A 17,909-nucleotide genomic window follows, 5' to 3' on the forward strand; every position below is an offset into this window, starting at 1 on the left:
GCGCCCGGCACGGTAGAGGAGCCGACCATGGGGGGTACTGAGCCGGGTTCGGCCCGGGAAGAGGCGGAGCGGCTGGTCGCCACGGTGCTCGCGGCGGCCAGGTTGGCCGGCGCTGGTTCCGGTTCCGGGGCGGGTCCGTGGGGTCCGGTCGGTGGGATCCTGTCGAGTGTCCTCGGTCACAGTGGCGGCGGGCGGGCGGCCGGTGGACCCGCCGGGGCCGGCCGGGGCGGTTTCGCCACCGGCGCGGCAGAATGCTGTATCTGCCCGGTCTGTCGCGGTATCGCAGCGTTGCGTGACCCGAGTCCGGAATTCGCCGAGCGGCTCGCCACCGGAGCGGGCGATCTGGCGGCCGGCGTGGCCAGCCTGCTGCGCGCGTTCGCCTCGGCCGGGGACCCCGCCCACCGCCCGCCGGAGCCGGAGGAGTCCTCTCCCGCCCCGCCCCGCACCGGAGCGGACCAGGGGTCGGGCGATCATGTGTGGCGCGAGGCCACCCGTACCGGGCATGATTCTCAGCCGGCGCCGGAGCAGGACGACGTGTGGTCCGCCGCGACCCGGGGAGAGGGTCCGGGCGTTCCGGCCGCCGTCGTGCCGCCCGTCGACGACGCCGGGCCGGACGCGCCGGGGGCTCCCCGGCCACCGGCCGGCCGACCCGTGGTGCCCGCCTCGCGGACACCCGGCAGCGCGGGCGAGGACGCACCAGGCGACGGGGCCTGACCACCGGACATCCCGGCCCACCCACGGCGGTTCGCCGTGCCGGTGCCGGGCAGCACAGCAGAGGGGAGTGGCAGCGGTGACGCTGACCATCGGAGTCGACGTCGGTGGCACGAAGGTGGCCGGCGGTGTCGTGGACGACACCGGCAGGGTTCTCGTGCAGGCCCGACGGGACACCCCCGCCGACAACGTGGCCAAGACCCGGGACGTCATCATCGAGGTGGTCACCGAACTCGCCGCCGGCCGGCAGGTCGGCGCCGTCGGCATCGGCGCGGCCGGCTGGATCGACGCCAGCCGCTCCACCGTCCTCTTCGCCCCGAACCTGGCCTGGCGCGACGAGCCGCTGCGCGAGTACGTCAGCACCGCGACCGGCCTGCCGGTGATCGTGGAGAACGACGGCAACGTGGCGGCCTGGGCCGAGTTCCGCTACGGCGCGGCCCGGCACGCCGACGACTCGATGGTCATGTTCACCATCGGCACCGGCGTCGGCGGCGGCATCGTGCTCGGCGGCGAACTGGTGCGCGGCGCCAACGGCATCGCCGCCGAGCTGGGCCACATGCTCACCGTCCCCGACGGCCACCAGTGCGGCTGCGGCCGGCTCGGCTGCATCGAGCAGTACGCCAGCGGCAGCGCCCTGGTCCGGTTCGCCCGGGCCGCCGCCCGCCAGGAGCCGCACCGGGCCACCGCCCTGCTGGAGCTGGCCGGCGGCGACGCCGAGGCAGTCACCGGCCCGATGGTGACCGCCGCCGCCCAGGGCGGCGACCCCGTGTCCGCCGAGGCGTTCGCCCAGGTCGGGCGCTGGCTCGGCACCAGCCTCGCCGACATGGCGCAGATCCTCGACCCGCAGGTGCTGGTCGTCGGCGGCGGCGTCGTCGAGGCCGGCGACCTGCTGCTCGGCCCGACCCGGCGGTCCTTCGCAGGCGCGCTGGCCCAGCGCAGCCGGCTCCCGGTCGCCGAGGTGCTCCCCGCCGAGCTGGGCAACACCGCCGGCGTGATCGGCGCCGCCGACCTGGCCCGCCGGCTCTGAGGCGGGCCCGGGTGAGCGAGAACGCGGGCGTGCCGCTGCGCGTCGTGTCGTACAACATCCACAGCCAGCGCGACGACACCGCCGCGCTGGCCGCGGTGGTCCGCGAGGCCGCGCCGGACGTGGTGATCGTGCAGGAGGCCCCCCGGCGGTTCCGGTGGCGGCAGAAGTCGGCCACGCTGGCCGAGTCGTTCGGGCTGGTGGTCGCCGCCGGCGGGCTGCCGTCGCTGGGCAACCTGCTGCTGACCAGCCTGCGGGTGCGGGTGCTCGACACCCGCTGCCAGCGCTACCCGCTGACCCCGGGCCGGCACCTGCGCGGCGCGGCGTACGCCGAGTGCCGGGTGGGCGCGGCCCGGTTCCTGCTGGCCGGCTCGCACCTGTCCACCGACCCGGCCGAGCGGCCCGCCCAGGCGGCGGCGTTCAAGCGGGAGTTGGCCGCCGCCGACCTGCCCGTGGTGGCCGGCGCCGACCTCAACGAGGGCCCCGACGGCCCGGCCTGGGCGACGGTGGGGCAGGGGCTGACCGACGCGGCGGTCGCGGCCGACCGGGCCGACCGGCACACCTACTCGTGCGCCGACCCACGCCGACGGATCGACTCGGTCTTCGTCGACCCCCGGATCACCGTGGTCGACTACGACGTGGTGGACACCCCGCAGACCCGCCGCGCCAGCGACCACTTCCCGGTCCTGGTCGACCTGCTGCTGCCGGCGGCCGACTGACCGTCCCGGGGTGCCCGGCCCTCCACAGGGGCTGGACAAACCGGTCGGGTTACCGGAAGGATCTCGCAGCGACCGGCACTCGTGCCGCACATAAGGAGAATCCGGTGTCCCCCTCCACCGACCCTGGCCGCCCCGAGCCGGAAGCGACGGCGCTCACCCCGACCCGGGACGGCCGCACCGTATCCGACCGGGGCGACACGGTCTGCGTCATCGGGGCCGGGGCAAGCGGCCTGACCGCAATGAAGAACCTGCGCGAACACGGTTTCGGCGTCGACTGCTACGAACGGGAGACCGGCATCGGCGGCGGGTGGAACTGGCGGCACGACCGCAGCCCCGTGTACGCCAGCACCCACCTGATCTCGTCGCGGCCGTTCACCCAGTTCCCCGACTTCCCGATGCCGGACGACTGGCCGGACTACCCGCACCACAGCCAGTTGCTGTCCTACTTCGAGCGCTACGCCGACCACTTCGACCTGCGCCAGCACGTCTGGTTCGGCACGGAGGTGGTCCGGGTCGAGCCGGTCGCCGGCGAGCGCTGGGACGTCACCACCCGCAGCACCGGCGGGTACGGCCCGGAGCGCACCTCTCGGTACGCCGCCGTGGTGGTCGCCAACGGCCACAACTGGTCGCCGAAGCTACCCCGCTACGAGGGGCTGGAGGAGTTCCGGGGCGAGATCATGCACGCCTCGTCCTACAAGGACCCGGCCCAGCTGCGCGGCAAGCGGGTGCTGGTCGTCGGGGCCGGCAACACCGGCTGCGACATCGCGGTCGAGGCGGCCCAGCAGGCATCGCACTGCTGGCACTCGACCCGCCGCGGCTACTGGTACGCCCCGAAGTACGTCCTCGGCCGCCCCGCCGACCAGGTCAACGACACCCTGCTGGCGCTGCGGCTGCCGCTGCGGCTGCGGCAGTGGCTCTACCACTGGACGCTGCGGCTCACCGTCGGCGACCTGACCCGGTTCGGCCTGCCCAAGCCCGACCACCGGGTCTACGAGACCCACCCGATCGCCAACAGCCAGCTCGTCTACTACGTCGGGCACGGCGAGATCGCTCCGGTGCCGGACGTGGCCCGGTTCCACACCAAGGCGGTGGAGCTGACCGACGGCCGCCAGATCGAGCCGGAGCTGGTCGTCTTCGCCACCGGGTACCTTCCCCGCTTCGAGTTCCTCGACCCGAGGATCCTCGGCGACGCCGACGGGTCGGGCCGGCCCCGGCTGTGGCTCAACGCCTTCGCCCCCGGCCACCCGACCCTCGCCGTCGCCGGCCTGGTCCAGCCCGACTCGGGTCTCTTCCCCCTGTCGCACTGGCAGAGCGTGCTCTTCGCCCGGCTGCTCACGCTGCGCCTCACCCGGCCGGACCGGGCCGCCGCGTTCGCGAAGCGGGTCACGGCCGGGGTCGGCGAACGCTACTCCGGCAGGGTCAAGGACAGCAGCCGGCACTGGTTCGAGGTCGGCCACGCCGACTACCTGCGCGCCGTGCAGCGCGCGATGTACGACCTGGAGGAGAAGTGAGCGGCGGCGGGGAACGGGTGCGGATCATGCGCGGCCGGGAGTGGGCCCGCCCGGTCCGCCCGGCCCGCCGCGAGGTGCTCAGCGCGCTCCCCGAGCTGGAGCAGGGCCGCCCCCCGCTGCTGTTCGTGCCCGGCTTCGGGCACGGGGCGTGGGCGTTCGCCGAGCACTGGCTGGAGCACGCCGCCGGGCGCGGCTTCCCGGCGTACGCGCTGAGCCTGCGCGGGCACGGCGGCAGCGAGCCGGCGCCGGAGGCGACGCTGCGGGCGTACACCCACGACGTGACGCAGGTGGCGGCGGGCCTGCCGCGCCAGGCGGTGCTGGTGGGGCACGGCGCCGGGGCCCTGGTGGTCCGGCATGCCCTGGCCCGCTACCCGGCCCGGGCGGCGGTGCTGGTCGCGCCGGTGCTCGGCGACTGGGGGACGCTGGGCGCCGCGCTGCGCCGCAATCCCGGCGGCACCCTGCCCGCCCTGGTCGGCGGCGGGCTGCGGCTGAGCCGCCGGCAGCTGTTCAGCCGCGAGCTGCCCGACGCCGAGGCCCGCCGGTACGCCTCCCGGCTCGGCCGGGCCGGAAGGCGCGCGCAGTGGCAGTTGCTGACCCACCGCTCCCCGGAGCCGGCCGTGGGCCACCCCCCGGTGCTGGTGCTGGGCAGCCCCGACGACCGGGTGGTCCCGCCGGCCGCGCTGACCCGGGCCGCCCGGCGGCACGGCGGCGCGCCGCTGCTCTTCCCCGGGATGGGGCACGACCTGATGCTGGACGCCCGCTGGCGGGAGCCGATCGACGCCATCCTGGACTGGCTGGAGAAGGAGCCCGGCCCGGCCTGACCCCCGAGGGCCGGGCCGGTCAGCCGGTCGTGCTGATGTGGTTCAGCAGTGAGCCCCCGTCGTCGAGCGCGCTGAGGTAGGAACGCGCCCAGGCGAGGATGTCGTTGCGGTGCAGGTGCTCGCGCATCGCCCGCATCCGGGCGGTGACGTCGGCCGGGTCGGCCTGGAGCGCGGTCAGCAGCTCCTGCTTGAGCCCTTCCAGGTCGTGCGGGTTGACCAGGTACGCCTGCGACAGCTCCGCCGCCGTGCCGGCGAACTCGCTGAGCAGCAGCGCGCCGGTGTCGTCCACCCGCGCCGCCACGTACTCCTTCGCGACCAGGTTCATCCCGTCCCGCAGCGGGGTCACCGCCATCACGTCGGCGATCCGGTAGAGCGCGGCCAGTTCGGCCCGGTCGAACGGCTGGGTGAGGTAGTGGATGGCGGGCTCGCCGACCCGGCCGAACTCGCCGTTGATCCGCCCCACCTCGCGCTCGACCCGGTCGCGGAGGATCTGGTACTGCGTCACCCGCTCCCGGCTGGGCACCGCCACCTGCACCAGCACCGTGTCGCGCACCTTGACGTGCCCGCTGGCCAGCAGCTCGCTGTACGCCTTGAGCCGCTGCTCGATGCCCTTGGTGTAGTCCATCCGGTCGACGCTGAGGATGACGTGGTCCGGGTCGCCGAGGTCGTGGCGCAGCCGCCGGGCCCGGGCGGCCACGTCGGGGCGGCTCGCCAGCGCGGCCATCTCGGCGGTGTCGATCGAGACCGGGAACGCCCCGATCCGGACCACCCGGTCGCCGACGGCGATCCGCCGGTCGGTCGCCGGCAGCTCCAGCACCTTGGCCACCAGCTGGGCGAAGTTGTGCGCGGCCTGGGCGCGCTGGAAGCCGATCAGGTCGGCGCCGAGCATGCCGCGCAGCAGCTCGGCCCGGCGGGGGAGCTGCATGAACAGCTCCGGCGGCGGGAACGGCACGTGCAGGAAGAAGCCGATCCGCAGGTCGGGACGCAGCTCGCGGAGCAGGCCGGGGACCAGTTGCAGGTGGTAGTCCTGCACCCAGACCACCGCGCCCCGCTCGGCCACCTCGGCCGTCGCCTCGGCGAACCGCTGGTTGACCCGCTGGTACGCCTCCCACCAGCGGCGGTGGTACTCGGGCTGCTCGACCGCGTCGTGGTACAGCGGCCACAGGGTCGAGTTGGCGAAGCCCTCGTAGTGGTCGCGGAGATCCTCGGAGCTCAGCGGCACGGTGCGCATCCGGACGCGGTCGACGTCGGGCAGGGCCGGCGCCGGACCGGTGCCGCCCGCCCAGCCGACCCAGGTGGCCGGGGTGTGCCGGAGCAGGGGATGCAGGGCGCTCACCAGCCCGCCGGGGCTGCGTCGCCACTCGCAGGCGCCATCGGGCGCCACACTGTCGTCGATGGGGAGGCGGTTGGCCACCACCACGAGTGAACTCTGTCGCATCTCGGGCATTCCGATCAGCAGAGACCGACCACCACGAGCGAGGAACAACCGGGCAGTCAGTGGGGGAAGTGACGTACAGCGGTATTCCTACTGACAGTAAGTTACACCACTGTTACGCCTTTCGCGGAGGGCGGTGGGCGTCCCGCAATTCGGGCACCCGGCGTCCGTGCCCGGGAACGGTACGCAACGGAGGGTGGACCTGCTGCCCCTGGCCCGCCTCCGCGCCGGGTGGGTCAGACCCGGGCGCCGTCGTCCGGGTCGTCGTCGGAGTCGTCGGGGCGCAGCCGCCAGATCAGCGTCACGAAGCCGGCCAGTATCCCGGTGAACCCGAACAGGGTGACCACCGACTTGTCCACCGGCAGCAGCGACGGCTCCAGGAAGAGCACGAAGCCGACGATGATGGCGAGCACGCCGGCCACCGCGTACTTGGAGATCCGGGGCAGCGGCGGGGGTGGCGGCGGGTGGTAGCGCTCCTCCGCGTCGTCGGGCAGGTCGGCGCCGAAGGTGTCCAACCCGTCCAGCAGCGACGGCTCGTCCTGCCGGCCCCGGCCGACGGAGACGCCGGAGATGTCGGCGGCCCAGGGCAGCCGGCGCACGTCGGTGGCGGTGCCACCCTCGTCCATCCCGGCCCGGCCGGTCCCGCCCGCCGCCGGCTCGCCCGGTTCGTCGTCGACGTCCTCCGCCGCTGGCCAGGGATGTGCCCCGGCGGCCGGGGTGGTGTGGAAGCCGGCCACGATGCGGGCCCACTCGGCGTCGACGTCCGGCTCGTCCCGGGTCGGCTCGGCGGGGGTCTCGTCGGCGAGCTGGGTGAGGTAGTCGCGCGCCGTGGTCAGGTGGGACCGGTCGACGTAGAGCCGGTCGACCGGCCGGGCCGGCACGGTGGTGGTGCGGGTGACGGGGTTCAGGTCGGCCGACGGCTGGAGGTACGCCGCGATGCCGCCGGCGGCCAGCACGTCGAGCAGGTGCTCACCGATGCGCGGATCCACGTCGCCGGCGACGGCGTACTCGCTCGCGTCGAGCCCGTTGTCCCGCCGCCCCCGGCGGGCCCCACCCGCTGACACCGGACATCCTCCCTCGGAGCACCTCGCGGTGCGGTTGTCCCGGCGCCCCGTACGCCGTGCCCTGAATCGTGACACGTCGGGGCCCTGTTCCGGGAGTGCGTTGTGGCGTGCCGCTCCCGGTTCGTAGGCTCATGCCCGACAGTCCCGCTCGCCGACGGCGTCCCCGCGGGCCCGCCCCGGGGCGGGCCGAGGGCCCCGCCAGCCCGGGCGGTGGCGTCGCGGCCGCCCTCTCGGGACGGCCACCGGCGGCTGTACTGGCTGATGAAGTACACCATCCCCGGTCCCTGCCGAGGCTGATCTTCCACCCTCGGGTCGAGGGTCTGCACCACGTGCCCGACGCCGGTGCGGTCATCCTCGCCAGCAGCCGCCTGCCCTTCTCCGATTCGACCTTCACACCGCCGGTCGGCAAGCGAAAAGTCACAATCATCGCCAAAGCGGAGTACTTCACCGGTAAGGGGACCAAGGGCTGGCCGACGACGATGCTCCTCGTCGGCCCGGCACCATCCCGGTGGACCGCCCGGGCGCGGCCGGGGCGCCGCGATGTCACTGACGTCGCGGTATGCGGGTGGTGGATAGGCGCGAGGTAACTGACCTGGCGACGGGTCGACCGCCGGCCGCGTCCGGGTGGCCGGGGCCGGCGGGGCTACGCCTGCGGGCCGGCACCGGCACCGACACCGGCGAAGCGGAGCAGGCCCGGGGCGTGGTTGCGGGCGGCGAACTCCCGCACCTGGGCCAGCACCTCGGCCGCGTCCGCCGGGTCTTCCTCGCGCAGGGTGGGCACCGCGAGGGCGAGGGCGAGCGCGTGGTCGGTGGCGTCGCCCATCCGCCGGTACTGTTCGGCCGCCGACCGGAACAGCCCGGCGGCGGAGTGGGTGTCCCCGGCCGCCCGGGCGAGCGCGGCCTCCGTAGCCTGGCCGGCGGCCCGGGCCCACGGGGTCGTTCGCGGCGAGCAGGCCAGCAGGTCCCGGACCTGTCGGGCGGCATCCCCGCCGAGCACCACCGCGACGTGCCCGATCGCGGGGACCCACTCGGCGAACGGGATCATCCGGGTCCGCCGCCAGTCCTCGTCCAGCTCGGCGAGCAGCCGCAGCGCCTCGGCGTCGCGTCCCTGCACCGCCCGACAGAGTGCGGCGTGGGCCAGCGTCGAGCGGAGCACCCGGTGGAAGCCCGAGCGCCGGGCGGCCAGCACCGCCCGTTCCACCTGGTCGCCCTCGCCGCCCTCCTCGGCCCTGCGCCCGCCGGCCGTGCCCCCGCCCGTCCCGCTGGCGTCGCCCGGCCTGGCGTCGGCCGGGTCGGTGCCGGCCGGGTCGGTGTCGGCCCGCTGCGGGTGGGCGCGTAGCGCCCGCAGCCAGCCGGAGACCGCGACGATGTGCAGGTCCCACTCGGCGGTGGGCCGCCGGGTCGACTCGGCCACCAGCGCCGCCGCCGAACCCCAGTCCCCGGCGTAGTACGACCGGGCCCACTGGTCCTCGAAGCTCGTCGCCAGACTGTGCTCGCCGCCGAGGTCCAGCGAGCGTTGCTCGTCCACCAGCCGGGCCGACCCGGCCAGGTCGCCCTCCTCCTGCAACACCCAGGCCAGGTTGTGCACCGCCCGGCGGCGGCTGGTCAGCCGCTCCACCCGGCAGTGCTCGGTGATCTCGGCCAGCTCGGCGTACGCCTCGCCGACGCCGGACTGGTACCGGGCCACGGCGAGGGTGATCCGGGCGTTCGCGCTCACCTCGCGCAGTCGCAGGCGCTCGGCCAGCCCGGCGGCGGTCCGGGCCGCCGCGCAGGCCGGGTCGGTCTCCGCGTTGAGCATGTGCACCCGGGCCAGCTCCAGCAGGGCGCCCGCCTTCTCCTCGGTGTCCGGCAGGTCGGCGTAGATGCCCAGCGCCCGGTCCAGGCAGCGCAGCGTCTCCGACCGGTCGGCGCGGCTCCACGCCGCGGTGGCGAGCAGCGTCCAGGCCCGGGCCGCCCCGGTCCACTCACCGGCCTCGGCCAGCCGGTCGGCCAGCCCGGTCAGTTTGTCCGTGCCCCCGGCCACCAGGAACGCGTCGCCGTCGCGGTAGAACGCCAGCTCGGCGTCGAACAGCTCCAGCGTCGGGTCGGGCCCGCCGGCCAGGGCCAGCGCCCGCCCCACCAGGGTCGCGGCGGTGTCCAGCGCGTGCAGCTCGTTCGCCCGCCGGGCCGCGCGGTGCAGGGCGGCCCGCGCCGCCGGGGCGTACGGGGCGGTGTCCAGGCCGACGGTGCGGGCGATCTCGTGCGCCGCCCAGCGGTGGTTGGCCAGCACCTCGACGAGGTCGTGCTGCCGGCCGTCGGTGATCTGCTCCAACCAGTCGGCGGTGCGCTGGTGGCGCAGCACCCGCTCGGCCCGGGGGAGCCGCTGGTAGCAGACGTCCCGGACCAGGATGTGCCGGAACCGGTACTCGGGCTGGCCGGGCATCGTCGAGGTGGGCTGCTCGTACACCAGGTCGCGGCGTTGCAGCCGGTCCAGCGCCCGCTCGACCCACTCCACCGGCCGGCCCAGCGCGGTGGCCACCGGCCCCGGCCAGAACTGCACGCCGACCACCGCGGCGGCCTGGAGCACGGCCCGGTCGGACGGGTCGAGCAGGTCGAGCCGGTTGGCGATGACCGCCTGCACGGTGCGTGGCATCCCCGGGGAGCCGGCCGGGTCGAGCCGGACGTCCGGCCGGGCCGCGTCGAGCAGCCCGCCGTCGAGCAGCATCCGGGCGTACTCCTGGGCGTAGAGCGGGTTGCCGTCGGCGAACTCGATCAGCGGTCCCCGGGACTCCGGCGACAGCGCGGCCTGCCCGAGCAGCAGCGAGTAGAGGGTGTCGATGTCCGCGTCGTGCATCGGCGGCACCGAGATCGACATCGCCCCGCTGATCGTCCCGGTCCAGGCCGGGTGGCGCTCCCGCAGCTCCGGCCGGGCGGTGGCCACCACCAGCAACGGCACGCCGCGCGCCGCCGCGCCGAGCTGCTCGACGAAGGCGAGCATGGCCTGGTCGGCCCAGTGCATGTCCTCGAAGACCAGCACCGTCGGGCCGGCGGCGGCCAGGGCGAGCAGGAACCGTCGCCAGGACGCCTCGGTCTCGCCCGGGGTGAGCCGCTCGCCGGGCAGGCCGATCAGCGGGCCGAGCTGGCCGGCCAGCCGGACGCCGTGCCGGTCGGCCAGCCCGCCCAGGCGGCGCTGTAGCAGGTCGCCGAGGGCCGCCGGGTCGTCGACGTCCGACACGCCGACCCACCCCTTGACGATGTCGGCGAGGGCGGCGTACGTGACGTTCTCGCCGAACGGCGGGCACTGCCCGACCAACCAGGTGACCGGCGGTCCGGGCAGGCTGGCGGCGGTCCGGGCCAGCTCGCGCAGCAGCCGGCTCTTGCCCACCCCGGCCGGACCGAAGACGGTGACCAGCTGCGAGGTGCGCTCGGTGATCGTCCGGTGCAGGGCGTTGACCAGCAGGCCGCGCTCGTGTTCCCGGTTGACCATCGGCGTCTGCTCGGCGCTGCTCAGGTCCCGCTGGGGCAGCGCGCGGACGGCCAGCCAGATCCGGCTGACCGCGGAGCGGCCCCGCAGCGTCACCGGGGGCTGGACGGCGTACTCCATGTCGTGCCGGGTGGCCGCCCAGGTGCTCTCGTCCACCACCACGCCGCCGGAGGGGGCGAGGGACTGCAACCGGGAGGCCGTGTTCACCACGTCCCCCGTGACGAAGCCCTGCCCGCCGTCGCGGGCGGCGGAGAGGTCGACCAGCGCCTCGCCGGTGGCGATGCCGACCCGGAACCCGAGCGGCGGATGCGGGCCGATGGACTGGCGGGCCAGGTTCCGTTGCAGCTCCAGCCCCGCGCGGACGCAGCGCAACGCGTCGTTGTCGGTGGCCACCGGCGCCCCGAACAGCGCCATCACCGCGTCGCCGATGTACTTCTCGACCACCCCGCCGTACTGGTGCACCAGCCGGCGCACGGTGGCGAAGTAGCCCTGCTGGAGGCCGCGGGCCTGCTCCGGGTCGGCCCGCTCGGCGTACGTCGTGAAGTCGACGATGTCGATGAACAGGACGCTGACCTGGCGGCGGTCCTCCTGCACCGCCACCGGCCGGTCGTGCAGCGGCTGGCCGCAGCTCGTGCAGAAGTTGGCCTCGGCACCATTGGGGTGCCCGCAGCGGGCGCAGCTACGGCTCAGCGCCTGCCCGCACCCGCCGCAGAAGCGGTCGTCGGGACCGGCTTCCCGTGAGCAGTGTCCACACTTCAGGTCGATGGTCGGCTCCGTAGCGCGAGGTGGCCCCAGTATCACGCCCCCGCCGCTGAGTCGGCTACCCGATATGCGGGCGGACGATGCGGCTGATCGGGTCAGACTAACCTTCCACTCAGGAGATACACCGTCAGGAGAGTGCCGTGCACGTACGACTGTCCGCCCCGTGGATGGATGCGCGCGGGACCATGTGGGCCCCGGGCGACACGGTCGAGGTCGACGCCGTCACTCTCGCCTCACTGGAGGAGCAGGGCATGGTAGAAACGCCGGACGGCCAGGGCGCTGGTCCCGAGAGCACCACGAACACCACGTCGACGCCGACGCCGACGCCCAAGCCGACCGATCCGACAAAGATCGGTCCCGGCCCGGGCGCACCGCCCGCGGACGAGCCGGGCAAGTGAACAACGGGACAAGTCGATAACCGGTGAGAGGGCCGGCGGGCCTCGCCCGCCGGCCCTCTCACCGTCCGGGGGCGGGGTGGCTCAGCGGTCGCTCATGCCGGCCCGGCGGCGCAGCGCCGCCACGTCGGTGACCACGATCCGGCGACCCTCGGTACGCAGCCAACCGCGGCTGGCGAAGGAACCGATCGCCTGGTTGACGCTCTGCCGGGAGCCACCGGCCATCTCCGCGAGCTGGCTCTGGTTCAGCTCGATCGTGATCATCGGGGCCTGGCTCTCGCCGGCCAGCCGGACCAGCGTCTTGGCGACCCGACCGGGTAGGTCCAGGAAGACGTGGTCGGCGTTCTGCTCGGTCAGCCGGCGGATGAGCCCGCCGAGCGAGCGCATCACCACGTCGAGGATGCGCGGGTTGGAGTGCACCAGCTCCATGAAGGCGGAGCGGGACAGCGCGAGCGCCGAGCAGTCCTCGATGGCCTCCGCCGACGCCGAGCGGGTGGAGGCGTCGAGCAGGGAGACCTCGCCGAGCACCTCCGGGGGTCGGATCACCGACAGCACGGCCCGTTCGCCGGTCGGCGCGGTGCGGAACACGGCCACCGCGCCCCGGCGCAGCACGATCAGCGACTCGCCCGGGTCGTTCTCGACGAAGAGCAGTTGGCCCTTGCGGTACGTCCGCGGCACCGCCGCCGCGATCACCCGCTGGCGCACCTCCGGTTCGAGGCCGGCGAACATGTCGACCCCCGTGAGGGCGTCACCCGGCTCCGGCAGGCGCATCTCCACGGCCCAACCCCTCCCCGGTCAAGGACCACAACTCGCAGCCGGGTGAACCTGACAGTCCCCGGTACGAGGTTCTGAACCGGTTCGACGTCCGGTAGCGGTACACATCAGATCATGACGGTCCAGTCGCTTGCTGTACACCCCTGGAAACACTTCCGTGACACTCCCGAGCTGCGGCGAAGGGCGGCGGGGCGGGCCCCGGCCGACGGCGGGTGGCGCGGGTGGGCCAGGATGGGGACGATGGTCTACCGCTATTTCTACGACTGCGAGTTCATCGAGGACGGGCGCACCGTCGACCTGGTGTCGATCGGCGTCGTCGACGAGAACGGGCGCGAGTTCTACGCCGTCTCCACCGAGTTCGACGACTCCCGGGCCGTGCCCTGGGTGCGCCGCAACGTGCTGGACAAGCTCCCCTCGCCGGCCGACCGGGCCTGGCGGTCGCGGGAGCGGATCCGCGACGAGCTCTACGAGTTCCTCGTCGAGCCGGTCCGGGACCGGCCGGGCGAGCAGTTGGAGCTGTGGGCCTGGTACGCCGCGTACGACCACGTGGTGCTGGCCCAGCTCTGGGGGGCGATGCCGGCGCTGCCCCGGGAGATCCCCCGGTTCACCAAGGATCTGCGGCAGCTCTGGGACGACCGGGGGCGACCGCCGCTGCCGAACGCCGACGCCGCCCGGCACGACGCGCTGGTCGACGCCCGGCACAACCTCGCCCGCTGGCGTGCGATGACCGCCCGCTGACGTTCGTCGGCTCCCTCGGGTTTGGTCGGGTCCGTCCCGGGCACCGGGTCGACGTCCGGTCGATCGAGGGAGGTACCGCCATGAGCAGTGAGCCGACCAGCGCCACCGACGCCCGGCACCGGGTCACCGAGCTGATCCGTGAGGCGCGGATCTGCATGCTGACCACCATCGGCCTGGACGGGCGGCTGGTCAGCCGGCCGATGGGGCTACAGGCGGCAGAGTTCGACGGCGACCTGTGGTTCTTCGCCCACGCCGACTCGGCGAAGGTCCGCCAGCTCCGGGTCAACCCGGAGGTCAACGTCGGGTTCTCCGACCGGCGCAACGACGCCTGGGTCTCGCTGTCCGGCACCGCGCAGGAGGAGTACGACCGGGCCCGCGCCGAGCAGGTGTGGAACCCGTTGCTGAAAACCTGGTTCCCGGACGGGCTGGACACCCCCGGGCTGACGCTGATCAGGGTGCACGTCAGTTCCACGGAGTACTGGGACTCGGCGAGCAGCACCGTGGTCAACCTGCTCGGCTTCGCCAGGGCGGCGGGCACCGGCAAGCCGCCGAGGGCGGGGGGCGACCAGGAGACGACCTGCTGAGCTGTGGGCGGCTGCCCGGGGCGCGCGGCCGGCGCGCAGGTACGACGGCTACAGTTCGCACTGACGGCCCGCCCCGGGCCGGCAATGGCGCCGATGGTCTGATCTGACACATATCCTGGGGCAAATCGGGCTTCACCTGATGCTCCAGGAGGATGAGCAGATCATGCGTATCGGCGTGCTCACCGGCGGCGGCGACTGCCCGGGTCTCAACGCGGTAATCCGGGCGGTGGTCCGCAAGGGCGTCGCCAGCTACGGTCACGAGTTCGTGGGCTTCAAGGACGGCTGGAAGGGTCCGCTGGAGGGCCTGTCCAAGCCCCTGGGCATCGCCGAGGTGCGGGGCATCCTGCCGCGCGGCGGCACCATCCTCGGCTCGTCCCGCACCAACCCGTTCAAGATCGAGAACGGCGTCGAGCGGATCAAGGAGAACCTCGCCGCGCAGGGCGTGGACGCGCTGATCGCGATCGGCGGCGAGGACACCCTCGGCGTCGCCACCAAGCTGCACGAGCTGGGCGTCAACGTCGTCGGCGTGCCGAAGACGATCGACAACGACCTCGGCGCGACCGACTACACCTTCGGCTTCGACACCGCCGTCAACATCGCCATGGAGGCGATCGACCGGCTGCACACCACGGCGGAGAGCCACCACCGCACCCTGGTCGTCGAGGTGATGGGCCGGCACGCCGGCTGGATCGCCCTGCACGCCGGCCTGGCCGGCGGCGCCAACGTCATCCTGCTGCCCGAGCGGCAGTTCGACGTCGAGCAGGTCGCCGGGTACGTCGAGAAGCGCTTCCAGCACCAGTACGCCCCGATCGTCGTGGTCGCCGAGGGCGCCCAGCCGCTCGACGGCCAGATGGTGCTGCACAACCAGGAGCTCGACTCGTTCGGCCACGTCCGCCTCGGCGGCATCGGCCAGTGGCTCGCCGAGCAGCTGGAGGCCAAGACCGGCAAGGAGGCCCGCACCGTCGTGCTGGGCCACATCCAGCGCGGTGGCACCCCGACCGCCTTCGACCGGGTGCTCGCCACCCGGCTCGGCCTCCAGGCGATCGACGCGGTGCACGAGGGCGACTGGGGCAAGATGGTCGCCATGCAGAGCACGGACATCGTCCGGGTGCCGCTGGCGGAGGCCACCCGCGAGCTGAAGACCGTGCCGCTGGAGCGGTACAACGAGGCCGAGGTCTTCTTCGGTAGCTGACGCCCACGCGGCGCGTGCGGCACCCCTGCGGGTCGCCGCACGCGCCGCCGGGTGCCCCGCCGCGCCGGTCCAGGGCGTCCGCGGCGGGCGGCTACGCCCGGGCGGCGGCACACCCTGGGACGACGCGAGGCGGGTAAGGGGGTACGGCCATGGCGGCGGGGAGACACATCGTTGCGGTGATCGGGGCCGGCAAGATCGGCGAGCTGATGCTCTCCGGGCTGCTGCGGTCCGGGTGGCCGGTGGAGCGGCTGCTCGCCACGGCGCGCCGGCCGAGCCGGGCCGAGGAGCTGACCGCCCGCTACGGCGTCCGGGTGGTCGACAACCTGACCGCGGTCGACGAGGCGGCGGTGCTGGCCGTCTCCGTGAAGCCGCAGGACGCCGCCGCCCTGCTCGACGAGATCGGGCCGAAGGTGCCGGCCGGCAAGCTGGTGATCTCGCTCTGCGCCGGCCTGCCCACCACCTTCTTCACCCGGCGGCTGCCCGAGGGCACCCCGGTGGTGCGGGTGATGACCAACACCCCGGCCCTGGTGGACGAGGCGATGAGCGCGATCTCGGCCGGCGCGCACGCCACCGGCGAGCACCTGGCCCTGGCCGAGGAGATGTTCTCCCCGCTCGGCGCGACCGTCCGGGTCCCCGAGTCCCAGCAGGACGCCGTGACCGCCCTGTCCGGCTCCGGGCCGGCGTACTTCTACCTGCTGGTCGAGGCGATGGTCGACGCCGGCATCCTGCTCGGCCTGCCCCGGCAGGTCGCCCACGAGCTGATCGTGCAGACCGCGATCGGCTCGGCGGTCATGCTGCGCGACTCCGGCGAGCACCCGGTCAAGCTGCGCGAGGCGGTCACCTCGCCCGCCGGCACCACCATCGCCGCCATCCGGGAGCTGGAGAACCACGGCGTCCGGGCGGCCATGCTCGCCGCGCTGGAGGCCGCCCGCGACCGGGCCCGGGAACTGGCCGCCCAGTCCGAGTAGCGCACCCGTCCCCGCCGCGGTCCCGCCGTCGGACCGGCGGGACGCGTCACCCACCGCCGTGCCCCATACTGGCGCGGTGTTCACACTCGCCCAGGCGCGGTTCCTGGTGGCCACCCTGCGGCCCCGCATCGACGAGCTGATCCGGATCCGGGCCGACCTGGCCGAGCTGCGCGCCGATCTCGCCGACGGGGGCCTGAGCCCGCTCGGCGGCCTGGCCGAGGTCAAGGCCCTGGAGGCCCGGCTGCACGGCGTCGTGGACGAGCTGCACGAGCACGACATCGAGGTCAAGGGCATCGCCCCGGTGCTGCTGGACTTCCCCGGCGAGCAGGCCGGCCGCCCGGTGCTGTGGTGCTGGCTGGAGGGCGACTCCGACGTGCGCTGGTACCACCGCGTCGAGTGCGGCTTCGCCGGCCGCCGCCCGGTGTGAAACGGCGCCCTCCCGAGTTGCCGCCGCTGGGTAGCAGCATCGTCCGGGTGCCCGGGCGGCTTCGACCAGCCGGCCCGCAGCGCGAGGGTCGCCAGCTCGCAGGCGCAGGTACGCGCCGATTGTGGCGGCGGGGCGCGGGGACCAAGCCATGGGCTCTGCCGACGCGCCGGGAGGCACCGGGTACGGTCCCAGCATGATCATCGTGCGTCGAGCGGCCGTCGGGGACGCCTCCGAGATCGTCCGGCTGCGTGGCGTCATGCTGGCGGCGATGGCCGGGGCACCGCCCGCGCCCGGCCCCTGGCAGGAGGCGGCCCGGGAGACGCTGCGCGACCGGCTGGCCGAGCCGCAGGACGCGATGGGCGTCTTCGTCGTCGACAAGCCGGATGGGCCGGGGGAGCTGGCCGCCGTCGCGGTGGGCACGATCGAGCGCCGGCTCGGCGGCCCGGACAACCCTGGCGGCCTGACCGGGTACGTCTTCAACGTCGTCACCGACCACGGCTACCGGCGGCGCGGGTACTCGCGGGCCTGCCTGGAGGCGCTGCTCGACTGGTACCGCGAGCGCGGCGTGGGCAAGATCGACCTGCGGGCGACGGCGGACGGTGAGCCGCTCTACCGGTCGCTGGGGTTCGTTCCCACCTCCGGCCAGACGCTGCGCCTGAGCCTGTCGCCGGCCGACTGACGGGCTCAGCGGCCGGTCGGAAGGTGACGCCTCAGCGGTTCGCTCACCAGGCGCCACGGGTGCTCCCCGGCCGCCGTCCCCGGCCGGAGGACCGAGGTCTCCGTGAACTCCACGCCGGCCCCGGCGAGCAGCCGGACGTGTCCGGCGTACGACGGGTGCGCCGTCAGGGTCCCCTTGGCGTACGGGGAGACGAGGATCGGCAGACCCGACATGAGTAGCTCGTTGAGGATGCCGAGGGCGACGCTGTCGTTGATGCCGAGCGCCCACTTGTTGACCGTGTTGAAGGTCGCGGGGGCCACCAGGACGGCGTCGGCCTCGGGGTGCACGGCGGGATCTCCGGGCGTCCGGGGCGTCCAGCGAACGGGGTGACCGGTCCGCTCGGCCAGGGCCTCCCGGTCGACCCAGGTGGCGGCCGTCGGCGTGGCGATCACGCACACCGTCCAGCCGTCCCGGCGCAGCAGCTCGACCAACTCGCCGATCCGCTGCGCCGGGGGAGCGGCGCACACCACCAGGTACAGGACCGGACGGCCGGTCACGAGACCCGCTCACGCACACTGCGCTTCGCATTGTCGTGTTCCACCGCACTCCTGTTCTACAGCGTCTGGGGCTCGTCGCTCGATCGTCGCGGCGGATAGTGGAACC

General features: G+C 74.2%; 17 protein-coding genes. 12 read left to right on the plus strand and 5 right to left on the minus strand.

Annotation, left to right across the window (positions count from 1 at the left end; translation table 11 throughout):
- Positions 1-27 precede the first annotated feature (27 nt).
- From OOK41_RS11590 to OOK41_RS11610, 5 genes are all read left to right on the plus strand, one after another.
- The gene (locus OOK41_RS11590; protein ID WP_117668995.1) at positions 28-714 is read left to right on the plus strand and encodes a hypothetical protein; all 687 of its coding nucleotides are present in this window, start codon (positions 28-30) and stop codon (positions 712-714) included.
- Between the two features lie 67 nt (positions 715-781).
- On the plus strand, positions 782-1,738 hold the full coding sequence (locus OOK41_RS11595) for an ROK family glucokinase (RefSeq protein ID WP_207892760.1): 957 nt from the start codon (positions 782-784) through the stop codon (positions 1,736-1,738).
- An 11-nt stretch (positions 1,739-1,749) separates the two neighbouring features.
- Positions 1,750-2,454 (plus strand): endonuclease/exonuclease/phosphatase family protein, encoded by a 705-nt coding sequence (locus tag OOK41_RS11600; protein WP_117668934.1) that lies wholly within the window; start codon positions 1,750-1,752, stop codon positions 2,452-2,454.
- A 104-nt stretch (positions 2,455-2,558) separates the two neighbouring features.
- Positions 2,559-3,965 (plus strand): NAD(P)/FAD-dependent oxidoreductase, encoded by a 1,407-nt coding sequence (locus OOK41_RS11605; protein ID WP_266264521.1) that lies wholly within the window; start codon positions 2,559-2,561, stop codon positions 3,963-3,965.
- A gap of 26 nt (positions 3,966-3,991) precedes the next feature.
- A complete protein-coding gene (locus OOK41_RS11610; RefSeq protein WP_117668994.1) occupies positions 3,992-4,786 on the plus strand; it encodes an alpha/beta hydrolase in 795 nt (264 codons plus the stop codon).
- Positions 4,787-4,805: 19 nt separating this feature from the next.
- Here the strand turns inward: OOK41_RS11610 and OOK41_RS11615 are convergent, their stop codons facing one another.
- The 3 genes from OOK41_RS11615 to OOK41_RS11625 form a co-directional block, all read right to left on the minus strand.
- On the minus strand, positions 4,806-6,224 hold the full coding sequence (locus OOK41_RS11615; protein ID WP_266264522.1) for a trehalose-6-phosphate synthase: 1,419 nt from the start codon (positions 6,222-6,224) through the stop codon (positions 4,806-4,808).
- Between the two features lie 233 nt (positions 6,225-6,457).
- Positions 6,458-7,285, minus strand: coding sequence for a DUF308 domain-containing protein (locus tag OOK41_RS11620; protein WP_266264525.1), 828 nt, complete (start codon positions 7,283-7,285; stop codon positions 6,458-6,460).
- A 643-nt stretch (positions 7,286-7,928) separates the two neighbouring features.
- Positions 7,929-11,549, minus strand: a complete 3,621-nt coding sequence (locus OOK41_RS11625) for an adenylate/guanylate cyclase domain-containing protein (RefSeq protein ID WP_266264528.1) — start codon at positions 11,547-11,549, stop codon at positions 7,929-7,931.
- A 101-nt stretch (positions 11,550-11,650) separates the two neighbouring features.
- On the opposite strand from OOK41_RS11625, the gene OOK41_RS11630 reads away from it, so the two are divergent.
- Positions 11,651-11,908 (plus strand): hypothetical protein, encoded by a 258-nt coding sequence (locus OOK41_RS11630; protein WP_117668930.1) that lies wholly within the window; start codon positions 11,651-11,653, stop codon positions 11,906-11,908.
- Between the two features lie 81 nt (positions 11,909-11,989).
- Here the strand turns inward: OOK41_RS11630 and OOK41_RS11635 are convergent, their stop codons facing one another.
- Positions 11,990-12,682, minus strand: a complete 693-nt coding sequence (locus OOK41_RS11635) for a Crp/Fnr family transcriptional regulator (protein WP_117668929.1) — start codon at positions 12,680-12,682, stop codon at positions 11,990-11,992.
- 237 nt (positions 12,683-12,919) lie between these two features.
- On the opposite strand from OOK41_RS11635, the gene OOK41_RS11640 reads away from it, so the two are divergent.
- The 6 genes from OOK41_RS11640 (at position 12,920) to OOK41_RS11665 (ending at position 17,267) form a co-directional block, all read left to right on the plus strand.
- On the plus strand, positions 12,920-13,417 hold the full coding sequence (locus OOK41_RS11640) for a polyadenylate-specific 3'-exoribonuclease AS (protein WP_117668928.1): 498 nt from the start codon (positions 12,920-12,922) through the stop codon (positions 13,415-13,417).
- Positions 13,418-13,497: 80 nt separating this feature from the next.
- Entirely contained in the window at positions 13,498-14,001 is a 504-nt protein-coding gene (locus OOK41_RS11645; protein WP_266264532.1) for a pyridoxamine 5'-phosphate oxidase family protein, read from the plus strand.
- 163 nt (positions 14,002-14,164) lie between these two features.
- Positions 14,165-15,193 (plus strand): 6-phosphofructokinase, encoded by a 1,029-nt coding sequence (locus OOK41_RS11650; RefSeq protein WP_117668926.1) that lies wholly within the window; start codon positions 14,165-14,167, stop codon positions 15,191-15,193.
- 149 nt (positions 15,194-15,342) lie between these two features.
- Positions 15,343-16,161: a pyrroline-5-carboxylate reductase gene (gene proC / locus OOK41_RS11655; RefSeq protein WP_117668925.1), complete on the plus strand. Its 819-nt coding sequence runs from the start codon at positions 15,343-15,345 to the stop codon at positions 16,159-16,161.
- A gap of 76 nt (positions 16,162-16,237) precedes the next feature.
- On the plus strand, positions 16,238-16,588 hold the full coding sequence (locus tag OOK41_RS11660; RefSeq protein ID WP_266264536.1) for a DUF2203 domain-containing protein: 351 nt from the start codon (positions 16,238-16,240) through the stop codon (positions 16,586-16,588).
- Between the two features lie 193 nt (positions 16,589-16,781).
- Positions 16,782-17,267, plus strand: a complete 486-nt coding sequence (locus OOK41_RS11665; RefSeq protein WP_266264538.1) for a GNAT family N-acetyltransferase — start codon at positions 16,782-16,784, stop codon at positions 17,265-17,267.
- 5 nt (positions 17,268-17,272) lie between these two features.
- Here OOK41_RS11665 and OOK41_RS11670 read toward each other — a convergent pair whose 3' ends face one another.
- Positions 17,273-17,803 (minus strand): flavoprotein, encoded by a 531-nt coding sequence (locus OOK41_RS11670; RefSeq protein WP_266264540.1) that lies wholly within the window; start codon positions 17,801-17,803, stop codon positions 17,273-17,275.
- Between the last annotated feature and the right edge of the window lie 106 nt (positions 17,804-17,909).

The sequence above is a fragment of the Micromonospora sp. NBC_01655 genome (genome assembly GCF_026339755.1).
GTDB lineage: Bacteria > Actinomycetota > Actinomycetes > Mycobacteriales > Micromonosporaceae > Micromonospora.